The sequence below is a fragment of the Georgenia yuyongxinii genome (assembly GCF_006352065.1).
Taxonomy (GTDB): Bacteria; Actinomycetota; Actinomycetes; order Actinomycetales; family Actinomycetaceae; genus Georgenia; species Georgenia yuyongxinii.
In genome coordinates, this window is record NZ_CP040915.1 from 3,106,419 (window position 1) to 3,122,525 (window position 16,107).

A 16,107-nucleotide genomic window follows, 5' to 3' on the forward strand; every position below is an offset into this window, starting at 1 on the left:
GCGCGATCACAGTAGGGCAACGACACACCGCACCCATTGCTGCAGGCCAGAGCCGAGGTCGACCATAGGAGCACCTCAGCCCGGGAGCTCGCCATGACCGCGCGTCAGCCGATCCGCCGTCGAATCCTCCTCGCTCTGCTCAGCACCCTCGCACTGGTGCTGGCGCCAGCCGCGCTCGCCGCGGCGGCGGACCAGGCGGTGTCCGTGCGTGATGCGCGGTGGAGCGTGCAGGGCGGTCCCACCTTCACCTACGGACGCGCGGGGGACGTCCAGGTCATGGGTGACTGGGACGGCAACGGCACGGCGACCCCCGGCGTGGTCCGAGACGGCGTCTGGTACCTGCGCAACACTCTCGGTGGTGGCGCCGCGGACCGCACGGTCGCGTTCGGCCGGGCCGGCGACGTGCCTGTGGTGGGCGACTGGGACGGCAACGGCACCACCGGGATCGGCATCGTGCGCGGCACAACATGGCACCTGCGCAATGCCCTGACTTCCGGACCGGCGCAGTTGACGGCCAGCTACGGACGCCTCGGCGACGTGCCGGTCGCCGGGGACTGGGACGGCAACGGCACCACCGGCATCGGCGTCGTCCGCGGCGCCACCTGGCTGCTGCGGCAGCTCCCCTCGGGCGGAGCCGCACAGCTCACCTTCAACTACGGCCGCGCCGGGGACGTGCCGGTCACCGGCGACTGGGACGGCAACGGCACCACCGGCGCCGGCGTCCTGCGCGGTGACACCTGGCTCCTCACCGACCGGCTCTCCGCGGGCCCTGCGACCCGCACGTTCACCTTCGGCACGTGCGGCGACGCCGGGCTCAGCACCTCGTCCGCCGTCACGGCACCCGCGGTGCCAGGTTCGCTCAGAGCGAACGAGTGGACCACACTCCCGACCGGCAGCCGAGTCGTGGCGCTGACCTTCGACGCCGGCGGCAACGCGCAGGGCCTGCCGTCCATCCTCGACACGCTCGCCCGGACGAACACCCCGGCCACCTTCTTCCTCACCGGGGCGTGGACGTTGCAGAACCCGGCGCTTGCCCGGCAGGTCGCCGCGCGCTACCCCGCGGGTAACCACTCCGTGAACCACCCCGACTTCACCACCCTCTCGGACGCGGCGGTGCGGGACCAGGTGGTCGGCGCCCACCAGACGATCCGCACCACCACGGGCGCCGACCCCCGGCCGTGGTTCCGGTTCCCGTTCGGCGCGCGCGACAGCCGGACCATCGGGCTCGTGAACTGCCTGGGCTACGGCTCGGTGCGGTGGACGGTGGATTCCCTCGGCTGGCAGGGCACCTCGGGCGGGCAGTCGACGACCTCCGTGCGCCAGCGCGTGGTCAACGCGCTCACACCTGGAGAGATCGTCCTCATGCACGTCGGCTCACACCCGACCGACGGCTCCACGCTCGACGCCGCCGCGCTGGCCGGCATCATCAGCGACATCCGGGCGCGCGGGTACCAGTTCGTCACGCTCGAGGCGTTCGGGTGAGAGGTCAGCGGCGGTAGTCGAAGTGCCACGGCTCGGGGACCGAGCCGGTCTCCCAGTGCCAGGGCATGTTGTACCAGCCAAAACGTGGCCCGTTGGCCCGCAGCCACGGGTACGGTTCCTGGCCGAACTCGATCTCGGTCCTGCCGCCGAAGTCGACGGCGAGGCCGTAGCCGTGCGGGGACGTGCCCGGTCGGGCAGCGACGGGCGGGCCGGTCTCCTGCCACACGTGCAGCTGGTCGGCGTAGGAGCGGTAGGTGGTGAACGGCGCGCCGTTGATGGGCAGCGGCTTGCCGAAGCGTGCCTCGTAGGCTCGGTGGAAGGCGACCAGGTCGTCCACCGCCCGGCACTGGATGGCGTGCGTCGGCAGGAACGGGATCGGGCACAGCAGCGAGTGGCTGAGCCGGCCGTTTCGAGCGTCGTAGTCACCGGAGACGGCGTCGACCCCCGCCAGGTTGGTCACGGCGCCGTTGGCCGTGCGTTCGAGCGCGGGCCGCAGGCGCTGGATGCCGAGGGAGTCGACGCCGTCGCCGTTCCAGTCCCCCACGAGTGTGGTGTCGGTCGACCGGCCGTACACCACGGTGCGGTCGGCCTGGCCGGCGCGGATCTCGTTGGCGACGAAGTACTGGGCGCCGCGGCGCACGGTGAAGGAGTCGTCCCCGTCGCCGTCGAAGTCTCCGACGTAGACGTCGTCGTCGCTGCGGCCGTACACGGCCACGCGGTCCGCCGCCCCGGCGGAGATGGTGTTCTTCACGTGGTACACGGCCCCGCGGCGCACGGCGAAGGTGTCGGTGCCGTTGCCGTCCCAGTCGCCGATCAGCACCGTGTCGTCGCCGCGTCCGTAGACGGCGACGACGTCGGCCCGGCCGGCCGTGAGGGAGTTCTTGACGTGGTACTCCGCACCCCGGCGCACAGCGAGGGTGTCGACGCCGTCGCCGTCCCAGTCCCCCACGAGGACCGTGTCGCCGGCCCGGCCGTACGTGAAGGAGTGCTCCGGGGCGCCGGTCGAGTTGGAGTTGCGCACGAAGAATGTCCCACCGCGACGATAGGCGAGGGTGTCGACGCCGTCGCCATCCCAGTCGCCCACATAGAAGTAGTCGGTGATCTCGCCGTAAGTGAAGACGGTGCTCGCCTGGGCGGCGAAGGTGTCGGAGAGGTAGAAGTCGTTGCCCCACCCGTCGGACTGGCCCTTGGCGGCGGTGGTGGTCACCCCGGTGACCATGGTTCCCAATACGAGGAGGGCCACTGCGGACGCGCTCCCGATCCGTCGCAGTTTCATCTCCGGGCCCCCATGTTCGCGCTGACGAGTCACCGAGAGGTTAGGACGCCTCCGGTCCGTTTCACGGGACGCGCCGGGAGGCGTGTCCGGGCGGCGGGAGCGAGCGCTGGCTCCCTCCCGCCGCCCGCCGATGGCCGTCGGCTGGTCGCCGGTGGCCAGCGGCCGGTCGTCGGCCGCCGGTGGCCTTTCGCCGGTGGCCAGCGCTCAGCGCTCAGCGCTCAGCCGAAGTAGCTCTCGCAGGCTTCGCCGTCCTTGTCGGCGTCGAGTCGGTGCACGTCGCCGCGTCCCTGTGCCTTCCAGTAGTCGAGCGTCGCCTGCGCCTCCGCCTTCGTGCGGAAGTCGGGGCAGTCCAGGTCGGGCGAGCTCGGCCGGTGGGCAGGCTTCGGCGCGGGAGCCGGGGCCGGCGCGGGCGCGGGCTGGGGCGCGGGTCGGCGGATGCCGAGGGTGTCGGTGCGGTCGCCGTTCCAGTCGCCCACCAAGGTGGTGTCCGTCGTCCGCCCGAAGACCACGGTCCGGTCCGCCGAGCCCGGCCGGATCGCGTTGGCCACGAAGTAGGTCGCCCCGCGGCGCACGGTGAACGAGTCGTCCCCGTCACCGTCGAAGTCGCCCACGTAGACGTCGTCGTTCGCCCGGCCGTACACGGCGACCTGATCCGCCCGGCCCGCGCTGATGGAGTTCTTCACGTGATACTCCGAGCCACGACGCACCGCGAAGGTGTCCTTGCCGTCCCCGTCCCAGTCCCCGACCAAGATCGCGTCACCCGCGCGGCCGTACACGGCCCGGTGGTCGGCCGGACCACCCGCGAGGGAGTTCTTCACGTGGTACTCCGCGCCACGACGAACCGCGAAGGTGTCGGAACCGTTGCCGTCCCAGTCCCCCACCAGCACCACGTCACCAGGACGGCCGTAGGTCACCACCTGGTCCGCGTTACCACCGGCGTTGGAGTTCTTGATGTAGAACGTCGCACCGCGCCGCAACGCCAGGGTGTCCGTGCCGTTGCCGTCCCAGTCACCGACGAAGACGTCGTCGGTGGCGCTGCCGTAGCTGAACTCGATGTTCGCCTTGGCCGAGAACGAGTCCGACAGGAAGTACTGGTTCCCGGATCCGCCGATCTCGCCGCCCTTGGCTCCGGCCGGCGCGGCGATTAGCACCGCCGTCAAGCATGCGGCCCCGGCGGCCGCGATCATGCGTCGTGCACTCATCTGTGGTTCCCCTTCGATCCCCATTGCGTGGCACAGTTGCCCCGCCGCGTCCGCATTCCGATCACCGCTGATCGAGCGAGTCGTGTACGGACACCTGTTGCCGATAATAGTCGCCCGCTTCGGTCGTGCCCGCGCCCACAACCACACTCAGCGGCAGGTGTAACCGAACCGCTGGGTGTTGTAGAGCTCGCCGCCGACGACCACCGTCCCGGTCGCGACGAAGCCGAGCTCGGGGTTGAGGATGTTGGCGCGGTGACCGGGTGAGGCCATGTACCGCTGCATCGCCAGCTCGGGCTTGCTCGAGTAGCTCGACCAGAAGATGTTCTCGGCGTAGCCGCTCGGGCAGCCGGCTCCGGCAGCGTCGTCCCACAGGGTGCGACTAGTGGCGTGCTGGAACGAGTCGGTCCGGGCCATCCAGGACGAGTGGGAGAGGGCGCCGCCTCGTAGCGGTGGCCAGTACGCGAGGGGCGGCAGGCCGTGCCGGGCCCGTTCGATGTTGATGAGCCCGACCATCTGGGCGTCGTAGGCCTCCTGGGCCCCGGAGACCGTGCCGCCGATGTGCTGCACGGTGGATGCGCGCCGTAGGCCCAGGGTGTCGGTGCCGTCGCCGTTCCAGTCCCCGACCAACGTGGTGTCGGTGGTACGGCCGTAGACGATCGTGCGGTCCGCCGAACCAGGACGGATCACGTTGGCGACGTAGTACGTGGCGCCACGGCGCACGGTGAACGAGTCGTCCCCGTCACCGTCGAAGTCGCCCACGTAGACGTCGTCGTTCGCCCGGCCGTACACGGCGACCTGATCCGACCGGCCCGCGCTGATGGAGTTCTTCACGTGGTACTCCGAGCCACGGCGCACCGCGAAGGTGTCCTCGCCGTCCCCGTCCCAGTCCCCCACCAGAATCGCGTCCCCGGCTCGGCCGTATACCGCCTTGGCATCCGCCGGACCACCCGTGAGGGAGTTCTTCACGTGGTACTCCGAGCCACGACGAACCGCGAAGGTGTCGGTGCCGTTGCCGTCCCAGTCCCCCACCAGCACCACGTCGCCGGGACGGCCGTAGGTCACGACCTGGTCCGGGTTTCCACCGGCGTTGGAGTTCTTGATGTAGAACGTCGCACCGCGGCGCAGGGCCAGCGTGTCCGTGCCGTTGCCGTCCCAGTCACCGACGAAGACGTCGTCGGTGGCGCTGCCGTAGCTGAACTCGATGTTCGCCTTGGCCGAGAACGAGTCCGACAAGAAGTAGGTGTCCCCGCTGCCGCCGACCTCCTGCCCCGCAGCGGTGGCGGGCGCAGCGGTCGACAGGCCGGTCATCACGAGACCGGCAACCATCAGCGTCCTGAGGCACATCCTGCGCGGCACATCTCCCCTTGCAGCGTCGAGTGGCTACCTGGGATATCGGTCGCACTCTGACGCGGATGAGGCATCGGAGGGAGACGCTCGCCCTCAGCGACAAGCGCCGTCACGCGGGCGGACTGGCTGGCTGGCGCGCCGGCTCGCGCGCGGGCTGGCTGGCTGGCGGACTGGGGAACTTTCGTCAGGCCAGGCCTGACGGATCTTCCCCGATACGGTCGCCAGACGCACCAGCACGGCCACCCGGCGCACCAGCACGGCCGCCCGACGCAGCGTCAGCACCTTCCACCCCGGCCCGGCGTCGCGCCAGCACCGCGCCGGTGAGCCCCAGCAGCAGGTCGGCAAGTGTCAGAAGCACGCGGCTCAGCAGCACGACGACGACTACGGAACCAGCGCCGAGCTGACCGAGCAGCATCGCACCGAGCACCGCCTCACGAGCACCCACGCCGGCCGGGACGACGATGATCAGGAACCCGACCGTCCAGGCGAGCGCATACCCGCCCACGGCCAGGGCGTAGGTGGCCGGCGTCGGCTCCATCCCGACCGCTGTTGCCAGCAGCCAGACCTGCAGCCCTGCGAGGAACCAGGAGATCAGGGCCCACCCGCTCGCGGCGGCGATGCCGCGTGCGGTGAGCGGTTGCTCGAGCGGGGGCCGGCGCGTCAGGCGCAGGGCGAGGTTGAGCAGTCGGTTGAGCACCGGCGGGACGAGCATGACCAGAACGAGCGGCAGTGCCCAGACCACCCAGCCGTACCGGTCGGTCACCCCGCCCGGTGCCAGTGCCACCGCCCCGGCGGCGAGTGCGAGCGCGGTGACGATCGAGACGAGGATCGAGACCGCCATCACGGAGACCGAGCGCCGCCGCGGGATCTGGTGGTCGGCGCCCATCTCGGCCGCCGCCACGATGTTCCACACCCCGCCCGGCAGGTACTTGCCCACCTGCGAGACGAAGAAGACTGTCGACGACGCGCGAACCGTCAGCGGCGATCCGAGATCGTGCAGCACGGCACGCCAGGACAGCATCGTGAAGAACACGTACACGACACTGAGCGCCAGCGTGGCGGCGAGGATGCCGCCCGGGATGGCGCCGAGCGCGTCCCGGACGTCGTCCCACTGCGACGCGACCGCCCACGCGGCGGCCCCGAGGGCGAGGAGGACGAAGATCGTGCGCACGGCGCGCGTCCGGAGCAGCTCGAGGAGGCGTCCCATCACCGCTCCAGCGCCGCGACGAGCGGGCGTACCACGGCCTGAGGGGTGAACCGCTCAGCCGCCACCACGGCGGCGCGACGGCGCAGCTCGGCAAGCCGTGCCGGGTCTCCGGCGAAAGCGGCCAGGGTGTCCGCGAGCGCCTCGGCGTCACCCGCCGGCACGTAGGCGGCGGCGTCACCGAGCGCGCGCCGTTGGGGGGCGGTGTCCGAGGTGACGACGGCCGCCCCGGCCGCGGCGCCCTGGTAGACCTTGTTCGGTACCACGCGCAGTGCCTTCGGCGTCGTGCCGAAGATCCCCAGGCTCACGTCGTGCTGTGCGACGACAGCCGGGAGCTGGCTGCCGTCGACCCAGGTGTGCCAGGTCACCTCCGGCAGGCCGTCGACGTCGCGGTGCACCGCCGCCACGTCTTGGCCCGACCCGATGAGGGTCGCTCGCACCTCGACGCCGCGCTGGTGCAGGAGCCGCAGTGCGCGCCCGATCACCGGCGCCCCCTGCAAAGGTGTGAAGAGGCCGAAGAACACCACGGAGAGCGGACGCAGCTGGACGCCCGCCGCAAGCTCGGACGGCGGTGCCGCCGCCGCCGGACCCGCGGCATCGGGCGAGCTCGTCGCGCCGTCGCGCGCGGCCGCGAACCACACACCCGTCGCACCCACCGGGACGACGACGGCCTTGCGTCGTTCTGCCTCGGGCATCAGCTCGCGGTGCTCGTCGGTGTCGAGCACCACCAGCGAGGCCGCGGCGATCGCCAGCCGGTCCAACCGCCCGAGCAGGCGCGTGCGCAGCCCGTGTCCGGCGCCCCGGTCGACCGCCGTGTCGGCCGCGAAGACCAGGTGGTCGAGCACGATGGTGCGACGTGGGAACAGCACTCGGGCCAGGAGCACATCGAAGTGGCCGAGATAGCCCACGAGCACGGCGTCGGGGCGGCGACCTGTCCGGCGCGTACGGGACCGCAGGCGGAGGGCACCGACGGTGAGGCGCCCCCAGAGCGAGGCAAGCCGCGCAGCGAGGACCGGAAGACGCCAGGGCTGGCGCAGCATCTGCACACGCTGCGCGGTGGTGAGGTCGAGGGGATGGTTCAGCTCGTCGACCGTGACGCCGCTGTCACGCAGCCCATCGATGAGGACCTGAACCCGAGGATGCTTCGCGACGTCGTAGGTCCCGAAGGCCAGGACTCTCACCGTGAGGCGACCGTCTCACCCGTCGCGGTGGTGGCCGGCCGCGCCCCCGGGACGGCGTCCGCGGGGGCGGCGATGGTGACTGGCCGCCCGGACCTGCGGGCACCGTCCGAGGACACGACGTTGCCGGCGGTGACGACGGCCACCGGACCAAGGTGGCTCAGCCCGTCCTGGTGCGCGACCTCGAGAAGCGTGACCTCGGCGGCGGGCCGGTACTGGATTTCCTTCAGCCGCTCGAGGGACTCCTCGAGCAGCACGCGGTTGGTGCGCAGCAGGTCGGCGATGATCAGCAGCGCGTAGCACAGCAGCGCGCCGACCAGCATGGCCGTGCCGAAGATCAGGGACTGCACGTGCCCGCCGGCATCCCCCTGGAGCCAGAAGAGGAAGAACCGCACGAACGGGATCATCGCCGCGACCAGCATGACGCTGCCGAGGGTCCCCAGGATCATGTGCGGCTTGAACATCAGGTAGGACCGGGTGATCGCGGTCCCCGACTTGAACATGTGCTGCCAGATGTTCTTGAACAGTCGGGACTCGCGGGTCTTCGGGTTCGTGGTGATCGGCAGGGACGCGATGCGCAGACGCTTGTTCCCCGCCTGGATGATCGTCTCCATGCAGTAGCTGAACTGCGTGACGACGTTCAGCCGAATGAGCGAGGACTTCGAGTACGCGCGGAACCCGGAGGCGGCGTCGGGCAGCGCGGTGCCGGCGGCCTTGTTGACCACCTCGGAGCCCACCCGCTGCATGGCCTTCTTGAACGGGGAGAAGTGCGCGATCTTCGAGGTTTGCCGGTCGGCGATGACGATGTCCGCCTGGCCGTGGATGATCGGCTGGACGAGGTCCGCAATGCGGTCCTGCGGGTACTGGTTGTCGCCGTCGGTGTTGACCACGATGTCTGCCCCGTGCGCCAGGGCGTAGTCGATGCCGTCACGGAACGAGCGGGCGAGGCCCATGTTGCGGGCATGCCGCACGAAGTGCACCACCCCGTGCTCCTCGGCCACCTCGATGGTGCGGTCGGTGGAGCCGTCGTCGATGATGAGGATCTCGATCGAGTCGATCCCGGGGATCTCCCGCGGGATCGACGAGAGCACCAGCGGCAGGGTCTCCTCCTCGTTGAGGCAGGGGACCTGGACGAACAGCTTCATGTTTTCCTCGCTCACCTCGTGCGGCACGCTCTCGGCGCGCCGCCGGCGCAGCCGTCGACCCGAGGGATAGGGACAGTGACAGACGGTCGTGAGTCTAGTCGGGACCGCACCGGCGTGGCCGGGACAGTGTCGTCGCACGCGTCACACCGGGAGCGGGCCGGCCCTGGGAGTGGTGACGCTTGACGGCCCGCCAACGGGCGAACAGTAGCCTTCACCCCATGACGGACCAGCAGGAAACCGAGCTCCAGGCGACGACGGCGCAGCCTCCGTCGCCCGTCGGCAGGGCTTATCGCGTGAGCGGGACCCGGCCCGACCCCGCGCCGGCGAAGGACGCCGGGCCGGCCGTCCCCGGGCCGGCCGTCCCCGGGCCGGCCGTCCCCGGGCCGGCCGTCCCCGGGGCGCCGGCCCAACGGAGCGCGGGCGGCCGGGCCTGGGCGGTCACAGCCGTGTGGTGCCTGGTCCTGGTGCTCCTGAGCGTCGGCGTCTCCGCACTCGGCACGCTCAACGGCCCCAGCCTCTCCGCGCTCGACGAGCACACGCATCTGGACTACGCGTGGAAGATCTCTCACGGGCAGGTTCCTCGCGCGGGCGACACCCTGAGCCCGGAGATCCGCGAGGAGTGGGCGTGCCGCTCGCAGGACAACCTCGCCCAGCTGCTGCCCGCGTGCGGGTCCTCCTCGTCGGCCGCCGACTTTCCGTTCGACGCCGAGAACTACAACACCTGGCACCCGCCGGTGTACTACGCCGTCACCGGCGTGCTCGCGCGCGCCATCACCGCCCTGCCGGTGGACCTGACGTTCACCACGGCCGCCCGCCTGCTTGGCGGCGCGTGGCTCGCCGCCGGCCTGGTGGCGCTGTTCGGGGTGCTGCGCATGTGGCGGCTGCCGCACTGGCTCGCCGCCGCGGCCGCGGCGCTGGTGGCCGGCATCCCGGGGGTGGCGCACGCCGCCAGCACCGTGACCAACGACGCCCCGGCCGTACTGATCGGCGCGGGCGCCGCGTGGGTGCTGACCCGCGTGGTGCGGGACGGGCGCACCGGATGGGCGTTGCCGGCGCTCGTGGCACTGCTGGCGGCAAGCACGAAGCTGATGAACGCCGTCGCCATTCTTACGGTGGCCGGGGTGCTCCTGCTGTGGGCGGTTGGCCTCTGGCGAGCCGGGCACCGTCCCAAGGCGTACCGGCTGCTGCTGATCACCGGCGCCGTGGTCGCGGCCGTGGGGCTCGTGGCCTTCGGGTGGGGCGCGCTCCAGGGCGCCCGCACGCCGGCGGGGTGGACGAACCCGATCGGTGGGACGAACACCGCCCCCGTCCACGGGCTCCCGCTCGACGAGTGGGCACCCACACTGATGAGCGCCTTCGGGCTTGTGCAGAACTACTACCTGCAGCCCGCCGTGACCTCGACCCTCGTGGTCGCGGTCGTCGGTCTGCTGGCTGTGCTGTTCACTGCGGCCCCGCTCCTCGGCCTGGTCGGCTTCGCCAAGGGCACCCCGGAGCGGATGGCCGGCTGGGCGACGTTGGCGGGCACGCTGGCCGTCCCGCTCCTCGTCCAGGTCCAGGAGTTCCTCCGCGGCGGGGAGTACTTCGGGATCGTCTCCTCCCGCTACGCCGTCACGCTCATCCCGCTGACCGTCATCACGCTGGCGCTCGTGGCACACCGCCAGCAGTGGCGGGTCGCGTCCGTCGTCGTGCCCGTGGTCAGCGTGGGCGCCGTCGTGCTGAGCTTCGCCACGGTCTTCTAGCGGGCGCTGCCGGCCGGCTGGCCGGCATCGCCGTCCCGCCGGGCGGCATCGCCGTCCCGCTGGGCGGCCCTGCGGTCGCGGCGGGCGAGCCAGACCCAGGCCGCGGCGAGCGCGAGCGCCGTCGCACCGGCCACCCACGGACCCACGCCCCAGCCCACCGGCCGGTACGCGAGGTCGATCACGTGCTCGCCGGCAGGCACCGGCACGCCCTTCATGGCGTGGTCGGCACGAACGATCGGGACCTCCCGGCCGTCGACGGTGGCGACCCAGTCGTCCTGGAAGCCGTCCGCCACCACGAGCATCCCGGCGCCGTCGGACGTGACGCGCACGCGCTGGAGGTCGTCGTCGTCCTGTTCCACGAGGACGACGGCGGGCGCCCCGTCGAAGGCGTGGGCGGCGGCGTCCGACCCGGTCAGCAGCACCGTCGTGGGCGCGACGTCGGCCATGAGCTCGGCACACTCCACGGCCGTCTCGCACGTCTCAGCGCCCGACGCCCACCGGAAGCGCGGCAGTACGCTCTCGCGCTCGTAGACCTGGGCGTCCGCGGTCTGCACGAGGGTCAGACCGTCGTCGGGGGCCACGATGACGCCCGCCCAGGCCGCGCCCTGCTGGTCCGGGAACCCGCCCGCGGCGCGCACCTCGAGGTCGGCGCCACCCTCGGCGCGCACGGTGACCGTGTAGGGCTCGGTCGTCGTGGCGAGGTGTTCCCCGGCGACGGCGACCGTGACGGTGCCGGTCTCGTGGTCCCGGAGCCGGCGCGAGCTCTCGGCGAGGACCCGGCCGTCGGCGGCAACCGCCTGGGCGACGAGGCGGCCGGTGTCCCCCGACTCCGGGACGTCACCGGTGGATCCGACGAGCTCGACGACGGCGCCGCGCACGGGCGTCCCGGCGGGCACGACGCGGGCGGCGACGGCTTCCTGCAGCACCACGCTGCGGGCGTCGTCCTGCTCTCCGTCGCCCCAGAAGGACCCGAGCGGCACCATGGTGGTGTCGGCGACGCCGTAGCGGACGGCGAACCGGTCCATGACCGGGCCTTCGAGGGCGCCCAAGGTGCTGAGCGAGTGGGAGGTCGCCGAGGCGAACATGCCGGGATCGGCCTCGAGGAGCAGGGCACGCCACTCCTCCGGGGTGAAGGTGTGCCCAGAGAGGGAACGCAGCCCGTGGACCTGGCCGGCCCCGCCCCAGTACGCGCTGTGCACGCCGACGAGGCGTTCCCGGCCCAGGTTGGCCCGCAGGAAGGCGTCTGTGCTGGTCTCGCGGTACGCCAGCTCCGGGTCCACACGGGGCCACATCGCGTGGGCGAAGGTGAGCCCGTCCACCGCCAGCAGGACCGGGATCGCGGCGACGGCGACGGCGCGCCACCGGACCCGCGGAGCCATCGCCCACGCCCAGGCCAGCGCGACGCCCGCGCCGCAGAGGAAGCCGAGCAGCACGGTGCCGCGCACCTGCTGCCACTCCTGCGGACCCGGTGCGACGGAGTATGTCGCCCAGGCGGCGGCGCCGAGCAGGACCGGCCCCGCCGCCACGGCGAGCCAGCGCCACCAGCGGCCCTGCCCGGCTGAGCGGGCGACGGCGTCGAAGCCGACGGCGGCGAGCATGGCGAGCATGAGGCCGCCGACGGCGCGCATGCGGTGCAGGCCGGAGCCGCCCATCAGGGGCAGCAGCTGGAGGAGGTAGTTGAGCGGTCCGCCCAGGAAGGTCGCGGCGAGGGCCACCAGGCCACCGACGAGGAGGAAGGTGCGCACACCCCGGCTGAGCCATGCCCCGACGGGCAGCACCACGGCGGCCAGGCACAGCACGACGGCGCCGGCGCCGACGAACGAGATGCCCTCGACGGGGATGTAGCTGCCCCAGCGTGCGTCCCCGCTGTGGCACGTGCCCAGGGCCTGGGGATAGGCGATGGTGAGGATCTCGCCCAGCCCGATCGTCGCGGTCCAGGCGTTCGCCCGGCGCTCGAGGTCCACGGTGCCCATGAGCTGCTGCGCCCAGGGCACCACCTGGAAGCCGACGAGCAGCAGCGCCACCGCTCCCCCGCCCGCGGCGAGCAGCGGGGCACGGCCCCAGCGTTCCCAAGGACCGCCCCGGGCGGCGCGGCCCGTCGTCCGGTTGAGCACCACCAGCCGGACGACGGCGTAGGCGGCGGCGAGGTAGACGGCGTGCACCGCGATGGCCGGGAATCCACCCAGCACGATCGCGGCGACCACGAGCGGCAGCGGCAGGGCGGAGCGCACGGTCCGGTCCTGGACGAGGCGCTCCATCGCCCAGAACAGCAGCGGGAAGAACGCGGCGGTGCGGGTCTGTGGCCAGTTGGTCCACATGACCATGAACGAGCCGGTGGCGTAGAGGAAGCCGCCCACCACGCCCGCCGGCACGGAGAGCCCGACCCGACGCGCCCACAAGACCGTGCCGGCCAGGATCGCGGCGACCTCGAAGAGCTTCATCCACCCCTGGAACGCGGCATCCGGCATGGCGAGCGTCGCCTGGAAGATCGGGGAGACCACCCCCTGGAAGGGAGCGGCGGCGAGGATCGTGCCGGCCGAGGCGTAGTTGTCCCACAGCGGTGCCGGATCCCCCGCGGCGAGCCGGTCGCGGTACACGAGCTGGTGCGGGAGGGAGGCGTCGATGGTGTCCGAGACGCAGGTGTTGACCACCTGCTCGACCGTGCTCGTCTCTGCCCAGGGCGCGCGCCGCTCGATGAGGTCGCCGGCGGCGAACAGCCGCAGGCCCAGGAGGGAGGGGCCGAGCAGCACGACGACGAGCAGCACCGGGGCCAGCCAGGCCGTCCAGCGCGCGGGGGCCCGCTGGACGTCCCGCGCCCGGTGGTCTGGCTCCTCCCCCGACCTCACTCAGCGTCCCAGCCGGCGGCGCGCCACGCCCACGGCCCGGACGGCGACGGCGCGGGCGCCCTCCGCGCGGTAGACCCGCCGTGCGGCGGCGGCCTTGCCGAGCAGCGGCGCCGCCCGGCGGGCCAGCGGGTGCCGGCGCACGCCGGCGCGCAGCCCGTCCGCGGTGGGGACGGCATAGGGCTCGACGAACGCGTCAGCGGCGGAGAGCGGCTCGTCGTCGACCACCGGCTCCCAATCGGTGGGGCGGCGCGCCCCGTGCAGCCGCACGTGCTCGGCGGCGGCGAGGAGGTTGTCGAGGTACACCGGTCCCTGGACGTGCGGGGACCAGCGCAGCAACGCCTCGCGCCGCGCCTGGGTGCCGATGCGGCGGCGCAGGGCGACGTCGTCCAGGAGCGCCGTGATCGCCTCCTGCCACTGGCTCGGGGACGTGGCCAGGAACCCGGTGCGGCCGTGGTCCACGGACTCGCGGAACGGCTGGGTGGAGGACGCCACCACCGGGGTCTCCACCAGGGCGGCCTCGAGCCACTTGATGGCGGACTTCGCCTCGTTGAACTGGCTGGCCTCGGTCAGCGGCGCGAGGCAGACGTCCACGTCGCGCAGCAGGCCGGGCAGCTCGTGCCAGGGTGTGAACGGCAGCCGGTGCACCCTGCCCGCCACCTGCTCCAGGGCGGCGGTCGGCTTGAGGTGGCCACCGAGCCAGAGCTCGACGTCGGGATGGGCCCGCATGACCTCGAGGACGGCGGGCTCGACGTACGCCCAGTCGGCGTCGTGGGTGGTGGTGCCGGAGAAGTAGCCGATCCGCAACGGTCCGGGGGTGCGCTCGCGCTGCACGGCGGCGTCACTGGCCTGCGCGAGCAGGGTGCCCACGCCGTTGGCGAAGCGGCGGGCGGGCAGCCCGGTCACCGCCGTCGCGTGCCGGCACAGCTCCTCGGTGCTGCCGATGAACACGTCCGCCAGCTCCATGGTGGTGCGGTACCGGGCGACTCCGCGCCACCACAGGGCGATCTCCTCCTCGGGCAGCCCGGCCAGGCCGTGCACCTGGCTCTGCAGCGAGGGGTCGAAGATGAGGTCGTCGACGTCGAAGAGCACCGGGACGCGCCGCTCCCGCGCCCGCACCTTCTCGACCAGGTCGACCACCTGGGCGGTGGCCGGCACCCGGTAGAAGACGACGGCGTCAGCCTCCTCCACGAGGTGGGTCAGCTCGGGGTCGCGGTAGTGCCGCACGTCGACGTGGCGGCCGAGGGCGCGCAGCGCCTCGGCGGGCAGGTGCGCCCGGTAGCGCAGCGGCGCTCCCTGGATGCCGACGACGAAGAGGATCCGCTGCATGAGCTGGTCCGCGGCCGCTCGCACGGGCCGTGCGTCGGTCTCGGGCTGGAGCGAGGGCGCAGCGAGGAGGTCCTCGTACCGGCTGATCAGCCCGGCGGCCTGGTCGGCGAACGAGCGCATCGGGGTGGCCGACCCCTCGCCCTTCATCGCCGCCACCCGGGACGGCTCCTCGATGATCCCGCGCAGCGCCGCGGCCAGTGCGGTCGCGTCCGCGGCGGGCACCACGAGCCCGTTGCGGCCGTGCGCGACCGCTTCCTCGGGGCCGAGCGTGTCCGAGCACACCACGGCCAGCCCGGCGGCGAGCGCCTCCCGGGTGAGGATGGAGTGGGACTCACGCACCACCGAGGGGAGCACGAGGACGTCGTGCGCGGCGAGCACGTTCCCAAGGTCCGCGGGGCGGTAGGCCGGACGCAGCCGGACCTGCGCCGGCACGTCGCCGGCGGCAGCCTCGTCCACGCCGTACAGGTCCAGCTGCCACCCCTCGGTCCCGGCGAGCTCACGCGCCGCCGTCCGCAGGATCGTGAAGCCCTTCATCGGGTCCGCGCCCCCGGCGTACATCAGCCGCAGGGGTGACCCGACCGGTCCGGGCGGCGCAGTGACCACACCGGCGGGAACCGTGGCGTCGAGCTCGGCCAGGCCGTTCTCGTCCACCTGCAGCTTCTCGGCGGGCACGCCGTTGGCGATGAACACCCGGGCGGCGGAGGCGGAGGGCGCGAGGACGAGGTCGGCGGCGGCGAGGTCGGGCGCCAGGCGGGCGTTGCGCTGCTCGAGCCAGGCGTGGTCCACCTGGCACGGGCACGCGCCGCAGCTGACCACGAGGGAGCAGGGCCGCAGCTCCTTCGTGGCGAGGAACTGCCGGGCGCAGAACCACCAGAAGTCGTGCATCGTGACGACCACCTGGGCCCCGGCGTCCTTGGCGGCCCGCACGAGGGAGCCGCCGAGGGTCTGCAGGGAGTGCAGGTGGACGACGTCGGGGCGCACCTGCGCGAGCCAGTCCCGGAAGTCGGCCTCGACGTCGGGGTTGACGGTGTTCTTCGGGTCGTCCCAGGCCGTCCATGGCGTGATGACCACCCACCGGACGGTGACGTCGTCGTCCTGGTCGGTCCAGGTCTCCAGCGGCGGGCGCGCGGCGTCGAGGTAGCCGGCGTAGACCAGGCTCTCGTGCCCGGCGGCGGCCACCGCCCGCGCGATGCGGTGCGGGACCAGGGTGCCGCCGCTGACGAAGTTGGGCGGGAAGTGGGCGGAGACCTGGGCGACGCGCATGGTCACGCATCGTAGTTCGGGGTCCGATGGCGCCCGCACCGCGACCGCGACCGGGATGCCGGCGTCCGGGGGCGCGTCGGGTGTTCCGGGGGCCGGGGT

Annotated in this window: 10 protein-coding genes; 2 read left to right on the forward strand and 8 right to left on the reverse strand. The window is 72.6% G+C overall.

What is annotated here, in order from left to right; translation table 11 throughout:
* Positions 1 to 93 precede the first annotated feature (93 nt).
* Positions 94 to 1,482 carry a polysaccharide deacetylase family protein gene (locus FE374_RS14115; protein WP_230978324.1) on the forward strand — a complete coding sequence of 463 codons (1,389 nt, stop codon included), beginning with the start codon at positions 94 to 96 and terminating at the stop codon, positions 1,480 to 1,482.
* 4 nt (positions 1,483 to 1,486) lie between these two features.
* Here the strand turns inward: FE374_RS14115 and FE374_RS14120 are convergent, their stop codons facing one another.
* The 6 genes from FE374_RS14120 to FE374_RS14145 all read right to left on the reverse strand — a co-directional run bounded on the left by FE374_RS14120 (position 1,487) and on the right by FE374_RS14145 (position 8,834).
* On the reverse strand, positions 1,487 to 2,689 hold the full coding sequence (locus tag FE374_RS14120) for a M15 family metallopeptidase (protein WP_168205694.1): 1,203 nt from the start codon (positions 2,687 to 2,689) through the stop codon (positions 1,487 to 1,489).
* 287 nt (positions 2,690 to 2,976) lie between these two features.
* Positions 2,977 to 3,960 carry an excalibur calcium-binding domain-containing protein gene (locus tag FE374_RS19580; RefSeq protein WP_223173546.1) on the reverse strand — a complete coding sequence of 328 codons (984 nt, stop codon included), beginning with the start codon at positions 3,958 to 3,960 and terminating at the stop codon, positions 2,977 to 2,979.
* Positions 3,961 to 4,107: 147 nt separating this feature from the next.
* Complete coding sequence (locus FE374_RS14130) at positions 4,108 to 5,286, reverse strand: CAP domain-containing protein (RefSeq protein WP_168205695.1); 1,179 nt, start codon at positions 5,284 to 5,286, stop codon at positions 4,108 to 4,110.
* Positions 5,287 to 5,491: 205 nt separating this feature from the next.
* Positions 5,492 to 6,514: a lysylphosphatidylglycerol synthase domain-containing protein gene (locus FE374_RS14135; protein WP_139929842.1), complete on the reverse strand. Its 1,023-nt coding sequence runs from the start codon at positions 6,512 to 6,514 to the stop codon at positions 5,492 to 5,494.
* Positions 6,514 to 7,692: a glycosyltransferase gene (locus FE374_RS14140; protein WP_139929843.1), complete on the reverse strand. Its 1,179-nt coding sequence runs from the start codon at positions 7,690 to 7,692 to the stop codon at positions 6,514 to 6,516. The genes FE374_RS14135 and FE374_RS14140 overlap by 1 nt, the downstream gene beginning before the upstream one ends.
* Positions 7,689 to 8,834 carry a glycosyltransferase family 2 protein gene (locus FE374_RS14145; protein ID WP_139929844.1) on the reverse strand — a complete coding sequence of 382 codons (1,146 nt, stop codon included), beginning with the start codon at positions 8,832 to 8,834 and terminating at the stop codon, positions 7,689 to 7,691. Before FE374_RS14145 ends, FE374_RS14140 begins: the two co-directional genes overlap by 4 nt.
* Positions 8,835 to 9,052: 218 nt before the next feature.
* Here FE374_RS14145 and FE374_RS14155 point away from each other — a divergent pair, with 218 nt between their 5' ends.
* Complete coding sequence (locus tag FE374_RS14155; RefSeq protein ID WP_179957321.1) at positions 9,053 to 10,573, forward strand: hypothetical protein; 1,521 nt, start codon at positions 9,053 to 9,055, stop codon at positions 10,571 to 10,573.
* Here FE374_RS14155 and FE374_RS14160 read toward each other — a convergent pair.
* A complete protein-coding gene (locus FE374_RS14160) occupies positions 10,570 to 13,419 on the reverse strand; it encodes a YfhO family protein (RefSeq protein ID WP_139929846.1) in 2,850 nt (949 codons plus the stop codon). The genes FE374_RS14155 and FE374_RS14160 overlap by 4 nt on opposite strands.
* Complete coding sequence (locus tag FE374_RS14165) at positions 13,420 to 16,008, reverse strand: glycosyltransferase (protein WP_139929847.1); 2,589 nt, start codon at positions 16,006 to 16,008, stop codon at positions 13,420 to 13,422.
* Positions 16,009 to 16,107: the final 99 nt, after the last annotated feature.

Excerpts from the sequence above, each read along its gene's own strand:
- FE374_RS14135 (WP_139929842.1), bottom strand. The coding sequence starts at position 6,514 with ATGGGACGCCTCCTCGAGCTGCTCCGGACGCGCGCCGTGCGCACGATC.
- FE374_RS19580 (WP_223173546.1), bottom strand. The coding sequence starts at position 3,960 with ATGAGTGCACGACGCATGATCGCGGCCGCCGGGGCCGCATGCTTGACG.
- FE374_RS14115 (WP_230978324.1), top strand. The coding sequence starts at position 94 with ATGACCGCGCGTCAGCCGATCCGCCGTCGAATCCTCCTCGCTCTGCTC.
- FE374_RS14155 (WP_179957321.1), top strand. The coding sequence starts at position 9,053 with ATGACGGACCAGCAGGAAACCGAGCTCCAGGCGACGACGGCGCAGCCT.
- FE374_RS14145 (WP_139929844.1), bottom strand. The coding sequence starts at position 8,834 with ATGAAGCTGTTCGTCCAGGTCCCCTGCCTCAACGAGGAGGAGACCCTG.
- FE374_RS14165 (WP_139929847.1), bottom strand. The coding sequence starts at position 16,008 with ATGCGCGTCGCCCAGGTCTCCGCCCACTTCCCGCCCAACTTCGTCAGC.
- FE374_RS14130 (WP_168205695.1), bottom strand. The coding sequence starts at position 5,286 with ATGGTTGCCGGTCTCGTGATGACCGGCCTGTCGACCGCTGCGCCCGCC.